The sequence below is a fragment of the Acidianus sp. HS-5 genome (genome assembly GCF_021655615.1).
In the GTDB taxonomy this organism is placed as follows: Archaea; Thermoproteota; Thermoprotei_A; order Sulfolobales; family Sulfolobaceae; genus Acidianus.
Window position 1 is genome coordinate 253,123 of record NZ_AP025245.1, and the last position, 21,470, is coordinate 274,592.

At 31.2% G+C, this 21,470-nt stretch carries 12 protein-coding genes and 4 pseudogenes; 9 read left to right on the plus strand and 7 right to left on the minus strand.

Translation table 11 applies throughout. The annotated features are described in order from the left end of the window. Positions 1-926: 926 nt before the first annotated feature. Positions 927-2,042, minus strand: a complete 1,116-nt coding sequence (locus HS5_RS01420) for a glycosyltransferase family 4 protein (protein ID WP_236752305.1) — start codon at positions 2,040-2,042, stop codon at positions 927-929. Between the two features lie 1,170 nt (positions 2,043-3,212). Further along, positions 3,213-3,953 carry an FkbM family methyltransferase gene (locus tag HS5_RS01425; protein WP_236752306.1) on the minus strand — a complete coding sequence of 247 codons (741 nt, stop codon included), beginning with the start codon at positions 3,951-3,953 and terminating at the stop codon, positions 3,213-3,215. A 292-nt stretch (positions 3,954-4,245) separates the two neighbouring features. Between HS5_RS01425 and HS5_RS01430 the strand changes: the two genes are divergently transcribed. From HS5_RS01430 to HS5_RS01440, 3 genes and pseudogenes are all read left to right on the plus strand, one after another. Further along, complete coding sequence (locus tag HS5_RS01430) at positions 4,246-5,028, plus strand: glycosyltransferase family 2 protein (protein ID WP_236752307.1); 783 nt, start codon at positions 4,246-4,248, stop codon at positions 5,026-5,028. Between the two features lie 162 nt (positions 5,029-5,190). Beyond that, a pseudogene (locus HS5_RS01435) lies at positions 5,191-6,160 on the plus strand (ISNCY family transposase). A gap of 457 nt (positions 6,161-6,617) precedes the next feature. Continuing rightward, complete coding sequence (locus HS5_RS01440) at positions 6,618-7,517, plus strand: glycosyltransferase (RefSeq protein ID WP_236752308.1); 900 nt, start codon at positions 6,618-6,620, stop codon at positions 7,515-7,517. Positions 7,518-7,945: 428 nt separating this feature from the next. Here the strand turns inward: HS5_RS01440 and HS5_RS01445 are convergent, their stop codons facing one another. The 4 genes and pseudogenes from HS5_RS01445 to HS5_RS01460 all read right to left on the minus strand — a co-directional run bounded on the left by HS5_RS01445 (position 7,946) and on the right by HS5_RS01460 (position 13,182). Next, entirely contained in the window at positions 7,946-8,833 is an 888-nt protein-coding gene (locus tag HS5_RS01445) for a glycosyltransferase (protein WP_236752309.1), read from the minus strand. A 152-nt stretch (positions 8,834-8,985) separates the two neighbouring features. After that, positions 8,986-11,157, minus strand: a complete 2,172-nt coding sequence (locus HS5_RS01450) for a hypothetical protein (protein WP_236752310.1) — start codon at positions 11,155-11,157, stop codon at positions 8,986-8,988. Between the two features lie 502 nt (positions 11,158-11,659). Continuing rightward, positions 11,660-12,043 (minus strand): annotated as a pseudogene (locus HS5_RS01455) (transposase); the annotation flags it as partial. A 113-nt stretch (positions 12,044-12,156) separates the two neighbouring features. Next, a pseudogene (locus HS5_RS01460) lies at positions 12,157-13,182 on the minus strand (transposase). 113 nt (positions 13,183-13,295) lie between these two features. Here HS5_RS01460 and HS5_RS01465 point away from each other — a divergent pair. The 5 genes and pseudogenes from HS5_RS01465 to HS5_RS01485 all read left to right on the plus strand — a co-directional run. Beyond that, positions 13,296-14,018, plus strand: a pseudogene (locus HS5_RS01465) (transposase); the annotation flags it as partial. A 32-nt stretch (positions 14,019-14,050) separates the two neighbouring features. Further along, entirely contained in the window at positions 14,051-15,130 is a 1,080-nt protein-coding gene (locus tag HS5_RS01470) for a glycosyltransferase family 2 protein (protein WP_236752311.1), read from the plus strand. Positions 15,131-16,031: 901 nt separating this feature from the next. Next, positions 16,032-17,042 (plus strand): hypothetical protein, encoded by a 1,011-nt coding sequence (locus HS5_RS01475; RefSeq protein WP_236752312.1) that lies wholly within the window; start codon positions 16,032-16,034, stop codon positions 17,040-17,042. Beyond that, positions 17,039-17,764 (plus strand): WbqC family protein, encoded by a 726-nt coding sequence (locus HS5_RS01480; RefSeq protein ID WP_236752313.1) that lies wholly within the window; start codon positions 17,039-17,041, stop codon positions 17,762-17,764. Before HS5_RS01475 ends, HS5_RS01480 begins: the two co-directional genes overlap by 4 nt. Before the next feature lie 2 nt (positions 17,765-17,766). Beyond that, positions 17,767-18,498 (plus strand): class I SAM-dependent methyltransferase, encoded by a 732-nt coding sequence (locus tag HS5_RS01485; RefSeq protein ID WP_236752314.1) that lies wholly within the window; start codon positions 17,767-17,769, stop codon positions 18,496-18,498. Between the two features lie 6 nt (positions 18,499-18,504). On the opposite strand, the gene HS5_RS01490 is transcribed toward HS5_RS01485, so the two are convergent. Next, positions 18,505-19,617 carry a DegT/DnrJ/EryC1/StrS family aminotransferase gene (locus HS5_RS01490; protein ID WP_236752315.1) on the minus strand — a complete coding sequence of 371 codons (1,113 nt, stop codon included), beginning with the start codon at positions 19,615-19,617 and terminating at the stop codon, positions 18,505-18,507. Positions 19,618-19,968: 351 nt separating this feature from the next. Here HS5_RS01490 and HS5_RS01495 point away from each other — a divergent pair, with 351 nt between their 5' ends. After that, positions 19,969-21,378 (plus strand): lipopolysaccharide biosynthesis protein, encoded by a 1,410-nt coding sequence (locus HS5_RS01495; RefSeq protein WP_236752316.1) that lies wholly within the window; start codon positions 19,969-19,971, stop codon positions 21,376-21,378. Positions 21,379-21,470: the final 92 nt, after the last annotated feature.

Genomic DNA, 21,470 nt, shown 5'->3' on the forward strand with positions numbered 1-21,470 from the left:
TTGTCCACACTCGTTTGAACGATAGATCCAAAATCATTTTATAAATATAAATTCAACGTTAAGTCTCACATTTTTTCTTCATAGGTGAGAGAATTTATTTTATTATGATCATAATCAAGTGTGTTAAGAATAATGTATCAAATAATCAATGTAAATAAAATAGATTTTATCAAATATTTTCATTATTTTTCTAATATCGTAATATTATTCCTTAGTTCAATTTTGAGAAATATAAAAGGTCTAATATGACACTTAGAAATTTCTAAAAATTATCATAAAATAAATCTTCCAATTACATTAAATCTTTATGGGTTATTATTAACGGATAAAAGTTATTTTTACTAATCAGATTTCGGGTCTATCGCTAAAGGCTGAGAAAAGAACTAAAATACTCACTAACTATCTATTTTCTAAAAAGTATAACGTTCCTGCATTGCCCAAGGAAGAATATAAGATATTATATGGAAAGAGGGTCTAGGAATTGATAACACACTTCCTTTAGAATAGATTTCAATTATGACATGTTTATATGTATATTGAGAGTAATAATGTCCTAAATAACGAATATTTTCTAAAGAGAGATTTGTTGTTTGGAGTTGGAGTAATTATCTAAGTTATGAAAATACAACGTATTATGTAACGCTTTGTGTAGTACCTCAATTTTCCACTCTAAGCTTATAGGGTTGCAGAATACGCTTTATTCTATAAAATGAAAAACTATTGAACTACATAACTAATCAATTCTCTCAAACTATAAAACATCATTTATTTTTAATTATTAAAATAATAAAGTAATATTTGAACTTTTCTTTGGTATCTCTGATCTCGTATGATTTCTATCTATTAACATAATGAGTTCAATTTCTATTTAATTAACGACGAAAAGGATACTATCTTTATTTCATAAGAAGTCCTTTAATAACCTATTAACTTTCTATAATTTTTTTAGTATGATTTTCCCATGAATACTCTTTTTGAACTATATTTATATTTTTTTGCAGATTTGTATATTCTTCTTCATTAACTTTATTAACAAAATTTTTAATTTCATTATAATTTAATCCATGTATAACTAAGCCCAATTTATATTTATTAACTAACTCAGCAGTGCCTAGCTCATCGTTTATAATTACTGGTGTAGTATGTTGAATGGATTCTATAATAGCTGTAGCCAGGCCATATTCGCTATATCCAAACCTTATAACAAACTTACTCCTATCATACAGTTCATTTAATTTTGTCTCTGGTACTCCTTCCATCAATTCTATTTTTTCATCTAAATTCTCCTCTTTTATTCTTCTTATAGTGTTCTCTTTAGCCTCTTTTACTCTCCAATTACCTACAATTAGTAATTTATAATTATCTATATTCTTGATAACTTCTAAATAATCCCAAGGTCTTCTACCATAATCCCAAAAAGATACTGCTAAAAGGACATTCTCTCTCCTCGAAAATGGCGTCTCTGAAATTTTATCCATGCCTGGATAATTTGGTATAGCCTTTATTTTATGCTTCTCATAAACTGTTCTGGCTACTTTATCCGTTACTGCAAAAACTCTTTTAGCATTACTCAGCACTTTTCTTTCCAAATTGTTAATGATATTTCCTAGAATGGGCTTACTATAGTTTACAAGTTTTTCGTGAATGAATACACTATACGGTACTCCGAGTTTTATGTAAGCTTGATGACAGCCAATTCCTGCAAATTGGTCATGGCATATTAAGTAGTTAGCTTCCTCTTCTTTTATAATTTTAGGTAATTTTAATATTAAATCTAAATCGATAGTACTTTCAATTCCTCTATCCGGTGAGAATAGTTTCGTAGGTAAGTAAAATAAGGGAGTCAATATTCCATTTCCGTATCTTATCACTCTATAATCTACATCCTTTAAAAGCTCTTCATAACCTTTTGTTTTAGTAGCTCTTAAGAATATTATTTTTGGGTCATGGCCTAGTTTTTTTAACCATTTATACTCGTTAATAGCTATTCTCTGTGCTCCTGCAGTCCATAAAATTCTAAGCACTATTAGTATCCTAGCCATTACGTGTATTAAATATGGCTAGTTTTTATTTCTTTGCCCGCTTAAATGAGAGAGCTAAGTCAGATATAAATAGAGCAGATAGAATTATCATAAATATTATATTAATAGACAATAACTTATAAATAATATAAACTGTAGACAAAATGATGAGTAATGAAGATATAAAAACTATAGGCTTTTCCATTTCTTCATTAGAGTAATATGGATATTTCAGTAAATCTATTATATAAAACGCTACAAGTATAATAAAGGGAAAAAATATTAAAAGTGGATAATAAGAGCGAAGTAATACTAAATATAAGAAGAATGCCAACTTTTACTTTCCAAGATATAGTATCCTCCTAACTAACGCATATTTTTTTTCTTTGTCTCATCAATATATAAAGTAAGATACTGATAATTAAGGATCTATTACAAATGGTAATATTGTTTTCTATACTAATCTAATTTAGGAAAATTATTTCTTAAACTAATTGCATTATGAAATTCTTCACTTTTTTCAATAGGAACGTATATCTAACTTTTAACTCGATGCAAGGTTAGAATTTATTTTGCTTCTAGCTTAAGACCTAAAAAATTCAACTAATTCACAAAATATAATATCTTATATTTAATTAATATTTTTTCTTAAAATAAATAGAAATTGTAAAGAAAATATGATTCATTTTACTTAGATATGAATAATTATCTATTATATAAAGAAACATTTTTATCAAATAAAGCAAATTGAGTTCCATGACATACAGTGTTAGAGAAATTTTTGATCCTAAGCAGTTCTCTAATTAGAAGGCTCTAAAAAAATTTAATACTCCTTATCCAATATACCGCACATGAAAAAGCACCATTATTAATAATCCTTGTTGTTTTAGTGCTTTTACCTTTAACTTCGTCCTCCTACTCAATTGAAGTTAGTTTTTATCCGAAAATCCTTGCAATGCAGGCAGACCTTGAAAACTTTTAAAAAATTATCTAAATAAAATACCTTACAAAAGCTTAGGCAACGACGAATATTACCGAGCCCTAAACGACGCAGTACACTAGTGTTTTCAGAAAGTTTATAGCTCTAGACTAAGAATATACCACTAAATCATAGTCTAAGAACTTTTCCAAAACACTAACGATATTTTTATACTTAATCCGCAACAAACTCTCACACAGCATTTTTATATCTTAGTTTTTAAGTTTCTTACCATAAACTATCCTTATAACTTCACCTTGCTCTAAAGCAGGGACTTTGTACTCCCTTCTCAGAGCCTTTAATAGGGTCTTAGTCTTAATCTCTGCTCTTATAAATCCTAAAGGGTGAGAGATTACATTTCGTATTGTATTTCTGATTAGATCATTTCTTGTCATCTCTCTGATGATAAAACCTCTAGCTCTAAGTATTTTAGGTATTGCACTTACGTTTCTCTCACCGTGTAACTCCACAGCCATCGTCCTAACGTGGTCTAACCATTTCTCGTCTTCTTTAATTAATTCACCTTCAGCACCCTCAATATCCATCTTTACTACGTTAAACTTTCCTAAAGAATCAATCGTGGTTGTATTAACTTCTATTTCCCCTTCTTTGTAGCTTATACTACTACCTACTCCACTGTCCTTTATCTTAACCTTCTTATTGTCTACGTTATATAAAGCTTTGTTAACTAGTATCACATTCTTCAAATTGTTCAACTCAACGTTTTCCTTTAGCAGTTCAAAGGCCCAAGGTAAGGGTTCTACAGCTACTACTTCCTTAGCTTTCCTAGCAATTTTTACCGTAAAATCACCTATGAAAGCTCCGGCATCAAGTACTACATCGTTTTTATTAACATTAAGATAATCATATTCTCCGGCGATAAAAGTGGCGTAATAAACGAAACTATAACTGTCTGGAATCTCTATCCTAATTCTGCCATAATTAAATAACATATGAAGTTTATAATCTGAAAGCTTTATATAAGCATTACATTTTGAGGGGAGAATCAGCCCATGTATTTGAATGATTATGTTATCTTTTAGTCTGATAGAGAGTTGTCCAATTAACATCACTACTAAATTTAGTTATACTTGCTTATAGTCTAAAGAGCAACTATGTCTCTAAAGTTACGCAAAGACCTCCCGTATGTTAAGAAGAAAGTCTTGCTCTTTAAAGTCTCAGGAAGTATAATCAACTTCATTTTCTTTAACGTAGGATTTTTAAATAACACGTCTACGATAAAATATGATATCAATAGAAATTCCAGTACTTCACGGAAAATACTTAAATCAACTCTTTGAATCAATAAGAAATCAAACCTTTCAAGATTACGAAGTTGTTATAGTCAATTCCTCTTCTAACGAGAACGTTTCCGATCTTATACAACAGTACGGCTTTAAGGAGATCAAAGAAAAGGTAAAGCTACTCAAGGCTAGGTACTTAGCTCATTACTATTCAAAAAGTGATTACACCCTTCTACTGGACGAAACTAGGACATTGAGGAAAGACGCACTAGCTCTCCTCTCCTCTTTGAATCACGACATGGTAATAATAGGCGAGGAAGAAATCGGAGACTCCTTCTGGGTAAGACTCGCTAATTTAGATAAAGAGAACATAATGGAGTGTAATACAGCAGAGGCAATAAAAGGGTTTGCATTGCCAAGGTTTTTCAGAAGAGAGATACTGGATAAGGCTTTCGAGAAGTTGAGAGAAAATCTGAAGGAAAAATTTGGTGAGATAATCTTCCCAGATCATGAGTTAATATACTACGAAGCAAGTAGAGTAAGCAGTGACGTATTTTCGCTTAAGGATAAGCTGATAATGCACTACGGCGACGCTAGATTATCGGAAATTGCCAGAAAATACTATAGATATGGTATGAGTGTAAGAGTACTAAAGGGAACTCCTTACAGCAACCTCACGAGAATTTCGAGAAAGAAGAGGAACATATGCAAGGGGAATAAGCTCCTTCTTTATTTACTTTATTTAACTAGGGGAATTCCTTTCTTACTAGGGTATTTATTGTAATTCTACCTTTGAACTTAGATATCCTCAATATTTATAATACCTTATGAAGAGCTACCATAAATGGAGATCATTCCAATTAGAAGAATACCCGAGTAGTTTTTATCCGAAAATCCTTGCAATGCAGGCAGACCTTGAAAACTTTTAAAAAATTATCTAAATAAAATACCTTACAAAAGCTTAGGCAACGACGAATATTACCGAGCCCTAAACGACGCAGTACACGTAGCACTAACACAATTAATAGACTTGAGAAAAGACACGGCGATATGCTCATAGGAGCAATAACGAGCGGGTACTAGAAATAGCACAAACAATAAACATGAACTACAAGACAATAAAAACTTGGACAAGATAGCAGCGACCAACCTCATCAAAGCAGTAAAAACATAGTAAAAGACGACCCAGTACTAATAATAGTAGACGACACGCACGACCACAATACGCAAGAGCAATGCCAACATCAAGAAACTGCACACAAATCTACTACTGCAAAGTACACAAGAAATACGAACCAGCAATACAACTCCTCATAATAGCTAAAAGACCTAAAAACAAACGAGACCTACATACTAATGATAATACCTTACATACCTCAAAAGTGGAGATCTTAAAGGAGAGAGGAGAAAAAGTAGAATTCAAAACTAAGATTCAAGAATATCTTGATCTTCTTCCTCTGCTTAGCTAGTTTAACGTTGTTGGTTTTTTTGATTCTTGGTTAACTCCAAGACTCTTCTTGAGACTGTTGGGAAACTCAAGTCCAACTCACGAGTCACCGAGGGGGAATACCTTGTTGGGTACCAAGGTATTCCCATAAAATTAGTCGTTATATATGAAAGGATTACGGTAAAATGTACTTCTTCTCCACGAATGACACTGTGGAAGACATCTTGACTACTTGGGAGAATCGTTGGGACATCGAGGTTATTATTAGGGAGCTTAAGGCTTTTGGATTGGAGAAGGATTCTTTCTTTACTTGGTTGAGGAATGTTGGGTTTGTGACTTTGAAGGCTTTTTGTTTGTAGTTCTTTTCTTCAAGTACTCCACTTTGAACCTTGGAGCTAGGAGGCTCTCTAGGTTGATAAAAAGAATTTATGAAGGAGGCATTACACTATTGTTTCCACTAAGTCTATAGTCTAGTACTATTTGGAAATGTTGCAGAAAATAATTCTATGATAACGACCTTAATGATCATGAGTTTTATATACTTAACAAATTTATTCCTTTATCTCAATTTATAAGTAACTTATTGATGATTAAGTATAGAAAATTTCTGGAAACAGTAACGCTTAGCCTCTAATAGACCTGAGTTTACAACAGTGGGAGGTGGAGGAATTAAAAAGTTGTTTAAACGGAAGGAAAATCCGTAAAATGCTAAGTGAGATAATATTAGTATTTAGCTATAGAACTTATTTATAGGAAAATCTCTACATCGAGAAAATCAAGACAACGATTCCATATATCTAGCATGTAAAACCGGAGTCTTATATTTAAAAATGACACTATCACTAATAATGTAAAAACTTTGATTATTACTCTCTAATAGTTTTTAACATATAAATTTTTAACCTAAGTTTTTATTTTAAAATTACATGTTAAAAGACCCATTGGTTTCCGTCATAATTCCTTCAATTAATCCCCAAAAAAGTCTTAATTTACTTAATTCGTTAACTACATCTACATATGATAATCTTGAAGTCATTATAATCTTTGATTATGTGAAAAATATTCCAGATATAAATGATAGTATAAAATCAAAATTTAAATACTTTAATATGATAATTAATGATAAACCTTTACTTAAATCTTGTTCAGTAAATAAAGGAATAAGAATAGCCAAAGGCAAATATATTCTTGTTATAGACGAGGACAATATCGTTTTAGAGGACAGTATACAAAATCTTTTGTTATTTATGGAATCTCATCCAGAGGTCGGTTGTGCACAACCTATCGTTTACACGATAGACGGGTTCTTACAGCATTATGGGGGATTCTGGAATAGTCGTTTTGGAACTATAGAGAGACCAAATCTTTATAATTCTAAGGATTTTGTATATGTAGATCTTGTAACTGACTGCATATTAATTAGGAAAACGTTAATAGATAAGATAGGATTTTTTTCTCCTGAAATACCGTGGGGGGATAATGATGCAGATTTTGCTTTAAGGACTAAAAAAGAGGGATATAAGTGCGCTGTAGTTTTAACTTCAAAAGTTTTACATGATAAAAAAATTGATAGAATAAATTATAAAAACGCCTATGATATTCTGCATTCAAAAGTTATAATTCAGAAAAAACATTTTAATAAAAATTATTCATTTTACATTTTTCTTGTAGTTCTTGTAACATATTACGGAATTTATATTCCTCTAAAGCAGAGAGAGTTTAAAAATATATTAAAATATTTAAAAGCTTCAATAAGTGGTGTGATAGATGGATTTAAAGGGAAATATAACATTAAGCTAATACGTGATGATTATATATATAAATAATTCCGATTATATCTCGCCTATTTATATACATGGCAAGTTACTGATATGAGTGAAAAGATTATCTATACTCTGTGACGAGATATAAACACTTGAAAAAATTAGTATTAAGATCCAACATTTATATGAACTTTAATACAAGAAGAAAGTAGAAATATATTAGTTATAGATCCGGAAAAGTTATTATACTTGCCTATAGTTTAAGGGGCAACAACATTTCTAAAATTATACAAAGTCTTTTCCTTATGTTATGGAGAAAGTCTTGCCCTTAAAGTCTCTGGAAGTATAGAAGAATACTAATAGATTATTAAATTATAATGGAACTTTCTCTTTTAATATTGGAATCGATAATTAAGGAATAAAATATAATTAAGATCCTGTAAAAATTAGGGTTATGTAAAAAGTAATAATAAAAGCAACTCCATCCAAATTTACTTAAATATTCTATTATTGTCTTTATCTAGGTCTCCGATGATACCATGATAAATTGCTTTGAGAAATGATAGTACTCCACGCAACCCATTTTTTTCATATAATCCTAAAAGGCCTAATCCCGTAAGAGATGTTAAGTAGATTAACTCCTTATGGCGGAGTGCCAAATATACTGTGTTTCTTGTGAGTAAATAATATCTATTAGCTTTAGTATAGCTTGGAATAGTAAGAGCTTTACCATCTTCTTTGTTGATCAACTGATTCCATGTCTTTAGGATAATTTTAGATAACTTTTTTCTTACATATAATTCTCCTTCTGCTGGTCTGTGTAAAAAAGCAGAATCTTCATATATTAATAAATAATATCCTCTTTTCAAGTATCTAAAAAAGAATTCTGTATCTACGTGATCTAAAAAAAGTCTTTCATCCCACGTTAATGTTGGTAATACTTTTATTATAGTACCAGAATTAGTAGAAAAATTAGCTATATAAAACTTAGAGTTAGGTATTTTTGTTTTAATTCTTGCAAATGAATGACTTAAATTCATTGCTAATACATGATCTTTTATATTAAGTTTCTGATATTCTTCAAAAGCACTATTAATTATATCAGTATTAATTACTTGGGTATCTTGATCTAATACTAGTAACCATTTCTCATTAAGTTTGTTAGCTATGGAAATAGCCTTATTATATGCTGTACCGAGACCCTTATTTCTGTCAAATTTAATGAATATGTCGGCATTATTTTTTAGCAATGACAGATCATTAGATGAGTTGTTATCTATAATTAGAATTTTATTATTTTTAATTGCTGCTAATTTTAGAATCTGACTATTTAGCACAAAATCCACGTCAGGGTTATAAGTTACAATAAGGCTTAGCATTTTCAATAAATTTAGTCAGAACCTTATAAAAGTTTCTGAGATGCACTAAAATTTTACAGTATCCGTGAAAAGAATAATAAATAATATTTATGATCGTATTTATAATCAGGTATATTTTTAAAATCATAAAGATCTCATCACTTTTCATTTGACTAGAATATTTTTGGCAGTTTTATGAATTTAAATTTTATAAAAATTTCAATAAGGAAGAGTATCACTAGTGCTGAAATCAAATAACTCATGAGTTCCATTAACTCAACATTCGCTGAAGCTTGCAATTCGTTTTTTAATGTTATAATACCACTTAAATTTACAGGGAAAATATTCCCAAATGTATTGTTATATATATAACTCTCTTCAGGATAAGTATTATTAATATTCCATAAATTCATATAATTAAAAATCACAAACAAATATCCTTTATTATCATTTAAATTTAATATAAATTTCCCATCATGATATACTGTATAATTATTTATTGGAAGTAAAATTCTACTATAATTAATGTTTTCCATATTTTTTAAAGTTATATTAACAATATATCTATAATATTTCGATGAAAAAAGATAAAAATATGACGAATTCACTTCAGTTTTAAAAATATAGATTTTATCAAATTTATGTAGAAAACTGACTATATCATATTTTTGAAGTAAGAATAAATTTTGTACATACTTATCTACAGTTGTATATGGTGTAGTAGTCGAATCATTCTCAACTACAATATATTTTATATTCAGTAAAATAAAAATATTTTTTAATTCTAATATATTTGTAGATGTATAGTTATTTAATGTTAATATATTAGATATATTATCATAAAGCTGTCTTATTGAAAGCTCTGATGAGGAATATACGCCTCCGTATATAACCGGTTTTATAGAAAAATATTGCCATATATTAGTTCCTACATACCATGTTGAAAAGAACCAATTTGGACTTTTTGGCAGAATAAGTACTTCACCAGAATTATTTAGGCTATTAATAAAATTGACTGAGCCTATAAAGTAGTTAGGAACATTAACTCTACTATTTAAATCTCCGCTAAAGACGGGGTATGGAATAATTACTGATAAAATAATTAACAGCACGAATCCTATTACGATACTCTTTTTCTTTAATCTAGTAGCTATGGAGGCGTAACCTAATCCCACCGTTATTGAAAAAAGAAATGAAGCAAGCCACGCAAAAGCAACGTTTTCTGTCCTAAATTCAATAAAATAAGGAAAATGTTCAAATAAATATAAATATATAGATGAAAACGGTGTAGTAATTCCCGCCCAAAAAGTTATAGCAATAAAAGTTATAATTACATATATAATGGTTTCTTTATTCTCTCTAATATTTCTAAACATTAAAAATGGAATAAATGTTAATATTGGAATTATAAAGGAAAGAATCAAACTATATTCTGGATAATTAAAATGTCCATTAAAACCTAAATCTCTTATTACCAACGAAAATGGCATACAAAGCGAATTAGACTTAAAATAGTATAACGAAAGTGCATCAAGGCCTTTATTTGATACCATTATTGAAGCTGCTTTAGTAGTAGGTGCTATCCAATAATAGTTTCCAAGAATAATCAGAATAAAACTTGAAACTGATAATAAAATGTTTTTAATAAATTTTCTTAAATTTCTTGATATAGAATAAAAAAGAAAAATGAAAATCATAAAACCTGCTATTTGAAGAAAATAAATAATATTAACAGTAGAAATTATGATTGTACCCAGAATAGAGATTAGTATTAAATTTTTAACAATGTACATTCCAGACGACTTTACTAATAACGCCCTCACATAGTACGTCAACACTGGTAATAACGGATATACGAAAGCTATAGTTAAAATTATATTATACGCATATGCTTCAACAAGTCCCCAATTAGAAACAAAAAATGTGGCAGAAATTAAGCCTGCAGTAATAGCATTAATTTTCTTTATTTTAAGATTATCTAATACAATTTCGTACACTAATCTATATACATATATAGACCCTAAAGACAACAATAAAAATATCATAATTTCTTCAGAGAAGATAGAATGGATTAAGGAAAAAATGTATATTAAACCATAATACCAAAAAAGTTGCGGATTAGCCCCATAAGATCCAAGAGCTTGTGCATTTAGATTGAAGGCATTTATAATCATTGATAAGTAATAATTAGAGTTCACTCCTGGATATATTATAAAACTCATATCTCCACCAAATATTACTTTACCCCTAAACCAATTATTTACAACAATAAAAGTAAAAATCAATGTTATAATATATGGCAATTTATTTGTAGCAATCTGTCTATAATCTCCTCTTAATACCATTAACATTATATCCTAATGATACTATTTAAAAATTATCATACAAAATGGAGTACATTTATAGCGAATTCACCAAATTATAAGCTATTTTATATTTATTATTTACTGATATTTTTAAGGCTATCCATAGAAATTAAGGTTAATTTTTAAGTCTCTCTGCAAATAATCTTTACATATATTATTAAAATTATCAAATTAAATATCGCTTACATAAGACTTATATTGATATATTATTATTGTCATTAAGATAAATAGATTCACATTCTCTATTAAATTTTATAAACAAAATACAGTGAAGTCTCATCAATTTTACTAAAAATGATACAATTTCTATTGAAGGGAAAAATATCAAAGAAGAGATAAAAAGTAGGCATATTTCAATATTGTTACCAAAAAATATTAAGACTAATCAAGAGAATAAGACGAAAATAACGTTTGTATATTCAAGGTAATACTATGTGCTTAGTATTATCAAGAGGCACTATATCCTCTGCCTCTAACAGACCTATGGGAATAACGAGTTCAGAACGTCACCAACATCAACGTCGTAGTCCTTGGCGTCCTTAGTCTTAATCGACCTATACCTCTTCGTAACTGAACCATTGTAGATACCGTCCTTAATAACGTTATAGCAAATACCGGCGAGCTTCCCAGCGAGGGCACAAGTAGCCTCAACACTACTCTTACCCCTTGAAATGAGCCTCTCGTAAAAATCTGCGAAGGGCTCATTTCTGGCTATCCTGGCACACAGGAACAGTACCCTACGTAAGTACTTGTTACCCTTTATCATACCCGTGTGGGGCTCACTCTTACCACTCTGCTTAGTCTTTGTGGCAAAGCCCGCGTAAGACCTTGCAGCCTTAGAACTGGGATAGCTTTTATCGGAAAATCATTGCAAAGTTACGTAACCTTAAAAATAATTTAATAGTAATAGAAGAGAAATTAAATAACTCATTGTAAAGCCTAAATTTTATCGCTATGAAATGAACAATATTTATTTTACTACATCATAAAATGAAAATATTTAAGCAATAGAAATTCCCGTAAACTGCTACTGGGAAAATGGGAAACGTCACCGAACTCCGCGTAGATTGTCGCTGCGGTTATTATCTCAACTCCTGGGACCTTGGAGAGCTCCACAACTTGTTTGGGTATTTTTGAAATTATGGCGTCCTCACGTCCTTCACCATTTCCTCCAGTTGCTTTAACAGTCCTATGAGCTGTGCCAGCATCAGCTTCTCTGCGTAATTTAGTGTCCTTCCCAACTTTTCGCTTAGCTCCTTCTTGTCCTCCTCTTTCAGTTCTCCTTTAGACAGTTTTTCCAGTAGTTCCATTCCCTTCTTGTTGAATGGTTCTATCTTGTACCTGGCTGTCTCCAGGATTTTCCTTATCTCGTTCTTTACTTATGTTGTCTTCTCTACAAGACTCGTCCTGTACCTTGTTAGTTCTTTTATTTCTCCGTCTGGTATGTATGACCCTTTTACTACTCCCGTCATGAATGCTATTAGCAACCTCTGTGCATCAAGTTTATCTGTCTTTTTTCCGAGTATTTCAGACAAGTGCACTGGGTTTACTACAGTTACCTTGTACCCTTTTTCTGTGAGCTTTTCGTGTAGGTAGTAGAAGTAAGGACCAGTAGCTTCCATTATCCCCTTCTTGTAGTCTCCCAGGAGGTAGAGCGTAGCTTGTACGAGCCCCCACGAGGTTCCCTTTGTTGGCTTTATCCTGCTCAACAAACTCTTGTCCTCATGGTACTGAGGTATGGAGTGGAAGTCTATAGCAACTCTTCTTTCCCATTTCTCTCAAGGCCGTTCTCACGTCCTCTACACTGAGATGGTTCAATGTCCTTAATGCTCTCCTCCCTTCGTTCCCTAGCCTGCTCAAGTAACTTCCTCTTGCCTCAAGCAGGGCCTTGAGGAGTTCTTGAGAGAAAAGTATTTTAGGAATGCTTGAGTAGATTATCTTGAGGACGGATCTGACGAAGTCTCTATTGGGCTTCGCCAGTTTGATTTGGTTCTCGCGTTTCATATGTTTAGATCCGCCCTCGTTTATACAAACTTTTCTACAAAAATTAGCGTTAGTCTGACTTTTTCTGTGTTTCATTCATCTCATTTTTTACGCAAAAAAAATCCCCATACAGACTTGAAAAGAAGACTGACAAGCTGGACGCGCAAAGGCTACTTATAGCTTACATGACTGGAGTAGTAAAAGGGTCGTATATACCGACGGGAGAAATAAAGGAGCTAAGAGAACTAACGGAGCATAGGAAAAAAGAGTTAAAGGAGAAACTAGGGAGGAACTTAAACGATGTGGAAAGACTGGAACTAAAACAACTAGTAGGACTACTAAAAAGCCTGGAAAACATGGTCAAGGAAGTCGAGGGCATGATAATATTCAAGGTACCCGAACCAGTAATAGAGTTGTCCAAGGTTCTCGGAGTAGGTTTAATCACTGCAGCGACAATTTACGCTGAGTTTGGTGATATCTCACGTTTTCCCAACTCGAAAGCAGCTAAGGCTTACGCGGGCTTCGCACCTAAAACCAAACAGAGTGGTGATAGTGAGTCCCACTCTGGTATGATTAGGGGTAACAAGCGTTTACGTAGGGGTTTCTACCTAGTTGCTAGGGTTGCCAGAGGGCTTGGACAATTCGAAGAGTATTACGAGAGACTCATTGCTAGGGAAAAGAGTGTAAAACAAGCTACTTGTGCACTTGGAGGGAAGTTCGCTTGTATTTGTTATCACGTCTTAAAGGACGGTGTTTACAAGGGCGATGTCAAGAAGAGTTTTAGGGTATCTAGGGGTAGGAAAGTTGGCGTCAAGAACTTCAATGTAGGAGACGCGTTGGACTCGTTATCCCAGTAGGTTTGTTAGAGGCGAAGCATGTAGTGCCTATTATGAAAAAGACTATAAAAGTTTTTAAACATCCTATTACTGAAGTGTTTGTTATGGTATTCATTAGTGTAGTTATCCCTGCTCATATTAAAAAGGAATATTTGCTTGATGCAGTAAATTCAGCATTAAATCAGACCTTATCAAGAGATAAATATGAGATCATAGTGATAAAAAATTTCCCAGATTATGATGAATATTTAAGTAATAGTGGTGTTATAGCAATAAATACGAATAAAAAAACTGGAGGAGAAAAAATAATTGAAGCTTTAAAAATATCTAGAGGAGAAATTATATCCTTTTTAGATTATGATGATATATTTTTACCTCATAAACTGGAAATGGTTTATAAGATATTCAGTAACGATGATAAAGTAGGTTATTATAGAAATAGGTTACTCTATTTTAGGGATGGAGATAATATACATAGTATAATCAAAAATATCAAATATACGAAAAAAATTATCAGAATAAAAAACGAAGAAAAAGAAGCTAAATTTAAGTTAATGATGGAGAATAGCGCATATATTAACAACTCAACAATAAGTTTGAGAAAAGATATATTACTAAGGTTTATAGAAAATAATCCTCACAAATATCGTAATATAATAGATAACATAAACTTCTATATCAGCTTAATGAGTAACTACGATGTAGTATTAGATCCTAATGTCTTAACACTATATAGAGTAAGTAAAAATAACTTCACATTTGGAAATTCCTCATATGGTATAAACGATTTCCAAGAATGGGTAAGAAGAAAGATTAATTATCTTGAGATGGTTATTGATGGACTATACTTATTGACAGATATCGTTAAAAATAATTATATCTATCTAAAATATGACATTTATCCTAGGTTAACATTTTATAAATGTTTATCCTCATTATTACCAACTAAAATTGATAAAAAATATAAACTTCATTTTAGGGATTTAAAATATGCAAATAAAAAAAAAACTCCACTGTTCTTATTTTGCTTGACTCTAAATTATGCACCAGCATCCATAAAACGTTTATTTGCGATGAAGGCTTATAAATCTGAAGTAAAAGTTGCAGAAAATCTTATTGGACATGAACAGTAATTTAATTAGATATACTAATGATAAAATATTTATTATTTTTTATGCTGACTTTTCTATATTGTGATTTTAATATTTATATTTGATTATGGATAATAATATAATTATTATAAATAATTATATACATATTGTATTTATTAAGATATTTCTATTTTTGTATGAGTATTACCTATGGCAGGTAATTAGGCAAGATCTAGCTTGTCCTTCTTAATTGTAGTAACCATATTATTAAGTGTAGTAAGCCTTTAAGCAAGTATGAGCGTATGGGTACTTTCTTGCTAATGCTACTTACTATACATGGAGTAGGTCTTAATGAGAGCGGACGATTCAATTTTCCATTGCAAATTCACTTTGTCTCTATAAAATGAGATTAGAATAATTGATTGTATACTAAGAGGAAGTAATACTAATAGGGGACGAGCAGGATTAGTTTTTATCCGAAAATCCTTGCAATGCAGGCAGACCTTGAAAACTTTTAAAAAATTATCTAAATAAAATACCTTACAAAAGCTTAGGCAACGACGAATATTACCGAGCCCTAAACGACGCAGTACACGTAGCACTAACACAATTAATAGACTTGAGAAAAGACACGGCGATATGCTCATAGGAGCAATAACGAGCGGGTACTAGAAATAGCACAAACAATAAACATGAACTACAAGACAATAAAAACTTGGACAAGATAGCAGCGACCAACCTCATCAAAGCAGTAAAAACATAGTAAAAGACGACCCAGTACTAATAATAGTAGACGACACGCACGACCACAATACGCAAGAGCAACACCAGTTATTTAATTATTTATTATTAAGATATTAAATGAAATCTAATAAAAAATCTTCATATGTCTAAACTAAAGTTTATTAATGTCACTATATACGTAAAAATGTATGGTGATTAAATGGATTGCAAAAAACCCATAGGTGGTTATTTCGAGTTTGAACTTGATTACAAACAGGAATATTATCCCGATCTAATAAAACTAAACAATGGTAGAAACTGTGTAAAATATATAATAAAAGCTCAGCAAGTTAAGGAAATATATATACCATATTTTACTGATAAAAGTTTGACTGAAAAATCAATAAGAGATATGACAAAATTGAACTTTTATCACATAGATAAAAATTTGGAAACAAAGGACGAAATTAACACTAGCACAAGTACAAAAGTTCTCTATATTAATTACTTTACACTAAAAGGTAAATATATTAGAAATATACTAGTAGGAAAATACGGGGATAGGTTGATAATAGATAACACTCAAGCCTTTTTCTCAAGACCAATTGAAGGTATTGATACGTTATATTCGTTAGGAGGGAAATATTTCGGTGTACCTGATGGAGGCCTACTGTATACTACTAAGCATCTAGATGAGGACTTTGAACAAAATTATACTTATGATAAGTCTTTATATTTATTGGGTAGGTTAGACTACTCTCCAGAGCCATTCTATGAAATTTTACTTAAAGAAAGAGAAAAGAAATATAACCAACCTATAAGGAGGATGTCTAAGTTAACAGAGACTATACTCAGATCTATAAATTACGAAAAAGTAAAGCTCATAAGGGAGAGAAACTTCTATTATCTACATAATTATCTGAGAGGATATAACATGCTAACTCCGTTAATAGATGAAGACATAGTAAACGGTCCTTATGTATATCCACTATTAATAGAAAATGGAGATGAACTGAAAAAATATCTCATATCTAATAGAATTTATGTGGCAACTTATTGGCCTGTTGTATTGGAAAAGGAGTATTGGAAAAATGAGTTAAATGTAGAGGGACCAAGTGATTGGGAAATATTTCTCGCAAAAAATTTAGTTCCTCTTCCCATAGATCAAAGATATGATCTATCTGACATGGATTACGTATTACAACATGTAATGAAGGTATTGAGAAAATGAAGAAAGTAGCTATAATGCAACCGTATTTTTTTCCTTATATAGGATACTGGCAACTTATTTATGCCGCAGATATTTTTATCATTTTCGATATAGTACAGTTCATTTGGAAAGGTTGGATAAATAGAAATAGAGTTTTGAAAGAAAATGGTGGTTGGAAATATATAACTATACCCGTAAAACATACAAGACGAGAGGAAAAAATATGCGAGGTAGAAATAGTAGATAACTTAGATGTACTAGATCATGTATTGAAAAATCTCGCATATTATTATAAAGTTAAGAAAAAAGTTCCTTATTATGACGAAACTGTTTTTATATTAAGAAAAATTTTATCTAACATTAATATCAATAAAATTGCTAAAATCAATGAAATTATAATAAGAAGACTATGTGAAATTTTAGACTGTAATACCGAGATTTATGTGGCCTCAAGTATGAATTTTGACTATAGTAATGTAAAGGCTCCTGGTGATTGGGCATTTGAAATGACAAAGCAAATAAGGGGAGATATGTATATAAATCCACCTGGTGGTAGGACACTTTTTGATAAGGCCAAGTTTGAGGCTGAAAATATTGATCTGAAATTCCTAGTTCCTAACGAAATAAGATATCAACAGATTGATGATAAATTTGAACCTTGGTTATCCATAATCGATGTTTTAATGTTTAATGGAGTGGAAAAAACTAAAAAACTGCTAGAGGAATATAGGTTAGAGGACTAAGCATGAATATAGATTTCGAAAAATTATTTAGAACTATAAGTAGGATGAGTTTTAAGGAATACTGGAAGTCCCATTTTAACGAAAATGCTGTAAAATATGATTCATTAAAAAGACAAGTGGATATGACAGTCAATGGAGAAGAAGTTCCAAATGAACAAATAGAGTATAGAGTTAACGAGATTCTTGCTAACTTAAAGCTATCTAAGGAGGATATACTTTTTGATGGATGCTGTGGTAATGGTATGATAACTAAGAGAATTGCAAATTACGTCAGAAAAATTTATGCTGTAGATTTCTCCGATAGATTAATAACAGTTGCTGAAAGTGGTAATAATGCTCTGAATATAACTTATATGATAGGAGATGTTACCGATATAGATTATAAGTATGAGTTTCCAGACGTTAAGAAATTTAATTTTTACAGTTGTATACAATATCTTACGCCAGATGATCTGGATCAACTTTTAAATAGACTCTCTGAGTTAAATGGAATTACCACTTATATGAGTAATATACCAGACATAGTTAGGATATGGGAATTTTATAACACGCCAGAGAAGCGTGAGTTTTTTATCAGATCAATAAAAGAAGGACGTTATCATTTAGGATATTGGTATGATAAAAACCAAATTAAAGCGTTAGGAGAGAAATATAGTTTTAAAGTGAATTTTCTGAACATTGATAAGCGTATTAGTACTTCTTATTATAGATTTGACGTCATAATGTATAAATGATTATTATCATTTCTTAATATCTTTAAGCGTATTTTTTATAATATCTGAAATATATACTATTGTATCCTCCTCAAGCCCAACATAATTCGGTAAGCATAGTATCGTAGACGCTATTCGTCTAGAGATTTCACATTTACACAATGATTTAATGAAACTAATTGTATCCAAAGAAGGATAAAAGTATCTTCGTGGGTATATATCATGTTTGTTCAGCTCGTTCTTGACTCTCATTACTGATTCTTCATCTGGAAATAATACGGGTACGTACATGTAATTATAATCAGTATGGTCTCTAATTACCTGAAATTCAAGGTAATCGGATAAAAGTTCTTTATAAATATTATAATTCTTCCTCAGTGTTGATATTATATACTCCATATCATCTAGGACTGCCAATCCCATTGCTGCTTCAAACTCATTCATCTTTGCGTTTATACCTATTGTCTTAATTTCACCAGTCTGTGAATCAGTAATACCGAAGTTTCTCATGGCTTTTACGGTATCGACTATGCTATCATTGTTCGTTACTATAGCTCCTCCTTCCAGTGTATTAAAAAGCTTAGTGGCATGAAAGCTTAGAATACTAATATTACCATAACTAGATAGACTTTTTCCTCTATAATTAACACCAAATGTATGGGCAGCATCATAAATTATTGGTATACTATACTCTTTTCCTAGATATTCAATTTCCTCTACCGGTGCAGGATTTCCGAAAACGTGAACCGGAACTATCGCGGTGACATCAGAGTCAATATTTTTCTCAATTTTATCTGGATCTAATGTAAACGTATGAGGATCTATGTCTGCTAAAACTGGTTCTATGCCTTCCCAAATTAGAGAACTGACAGTCGCAATGAATGTAAATGGAGTAGAAATTGCTTTTTTCTTAACGTTTAACGCTTTATAGGCTATCTGTAAGGCTAATGTGCCATTTGCAGTAAGTATAACGTGTTTTACTCCTAAATATTGGCGTAGTCGTTCCTCAAGCAGATTATGTAGCGGTCCGAAATTTGTGTAATAACGACTATCTAGTACTTGCTCTAGATATTTAAAAAGCTTCTCCTTTTGCGGTTTATAGGGTCTAGTAACATATATCGGTTCGTTAAATTGCTTCATGAAACAACACATCTAGTATACATGCTAATAAAAACTAAGTTATAAGTTTTTATAATCTAAAAAGTAAATCATGAGATATTTTCTATAATTAGTTCCACAGGAAGAAATCTAAATAAACGTAACTTGTAATTTTAGGGTTATACTTGACGCTTTCAAATTACATAAGAATTCCTTAATTTAGATCTTTTATCATAAAAATTAAATAATATTTATAATTATTTTTATCTAAAAATAATCCAGTCTCTTTATAGCATAGTACCTAACAAGACTATTAGTTGCTTATTTGATAATGAGGGTATTAGATTACATTAGGAAAAGCTTTAATATTTTACTTCTGAAGATCTAAACTGAATGAATCCTATAAAGAACGTATTAAAGAGCCTCAGCGTCACTACAACTAACGTCATAGTCGCCTTAATCTTCTTTATCATTACTGCTAAAATTTCCAATCCCTCATTCTTCGGAAAAGTTGCAATAATCCAACTCCTCGAAGTAGTTACATCAGCTTTCTTTTACTTCATCCCAAGCCAAATAATAACAAGAGAAATTTCTTATCTTTACGCTAAAAAAGAGATAAATAAAAAGATAATAGGGAAATTTCTTTCATTCCCTTTTCTAGCTATTCCAGTTTTTCTTATCCTCCTCGTTTTCCCAAATTACGTTAAGTTAGCAATACCATATCTCTTCCTTTACCTTCTTAGTAGCGTATTGACAGCAATAATGATAGGGATGGACATGTTCACTGAATCAGCAATAACGGGAAACCTCTTTCCAATAATAAGATGGGGAATATCGATAATAGCCGTCCTCTTGCACAGCATTTACCTCTTCGTTGAGATTTGGACTTTAGGAGGAATACTTTCAGTTTCTATGAACTATTCATTCTTGAGCAGAAAAATTGGATTAATCTTTCCTTCTCCAGACTTTGCCTTCCTCCTTAAGCTTTTCAGAGAAGGTTTGCCTCTTTACCTATCTTCTTCAGCCGGTTTCTTTTCTTCTCAAGGGGATAGAGTAACTACAGCTTACTTGTTAGGTTCTTATTATCTTGGCATTTACCAATTTTCAGCTCTAGTTGCCGGAGTGCCTTCAATGATGTTAGGTGCCTTAAATAATGTTTTGTTACCTACAGCGTCTTTTTACAAGGCTTTAGGAAAAGACGAGAAGAAGATGTCATCCCTTTCCTTTAGGTTCCTCTCACTCCTAACTTTTCTTGCCGTAATAGTCTCTATTCCCATAGGTGAGGCAGTAATTGATCGCTTCTTTCCGGTATACAAGATGGGACTGAAAGTTTTCATTCTACTTTTGATTTCAACTACCCTTCCATTTTCTATAAGTGCCTTAACTAGTTTTATTGTTGCGTTTAAGAAGGATCTGAGACCTTTTCTTATTCTCTCGATTTTGAATGGTGGTCTTGTATTACTCACTTCCTACTTGTTGATTCCTAGAATAGGAATAATGGGGGGTGCTATATCTCAGATCATTATAGCAACAATTTATTCTCTCTTTGTACTGTTTTACGCTATTAAGACTTCTACTTTCTATCTCGGAAAGAAGGAAATCAGTATTCTTTCAATGATTCCTCTTATTAGTATTTACGAAGTGACAGTAGATCCTCCGTTCCTAGATTTTGTTCTGATAATTGTAATTCTTGCTATTTTTAAAATATTTAGGATAATTACGGAAGAAGACGTTAAAATAATTGAGAGTTTTCTACCACGTAGTCTAAGTTTCATATCTGTCATTTTAAGAGTAATTAGCTAAATTTGTGATATCTATTTTATTAAGAATAAATATAACGTTAGTATCTCATTATGTTTTTGTATTGTCATTTGCATTTTCTATTCTCATGATTA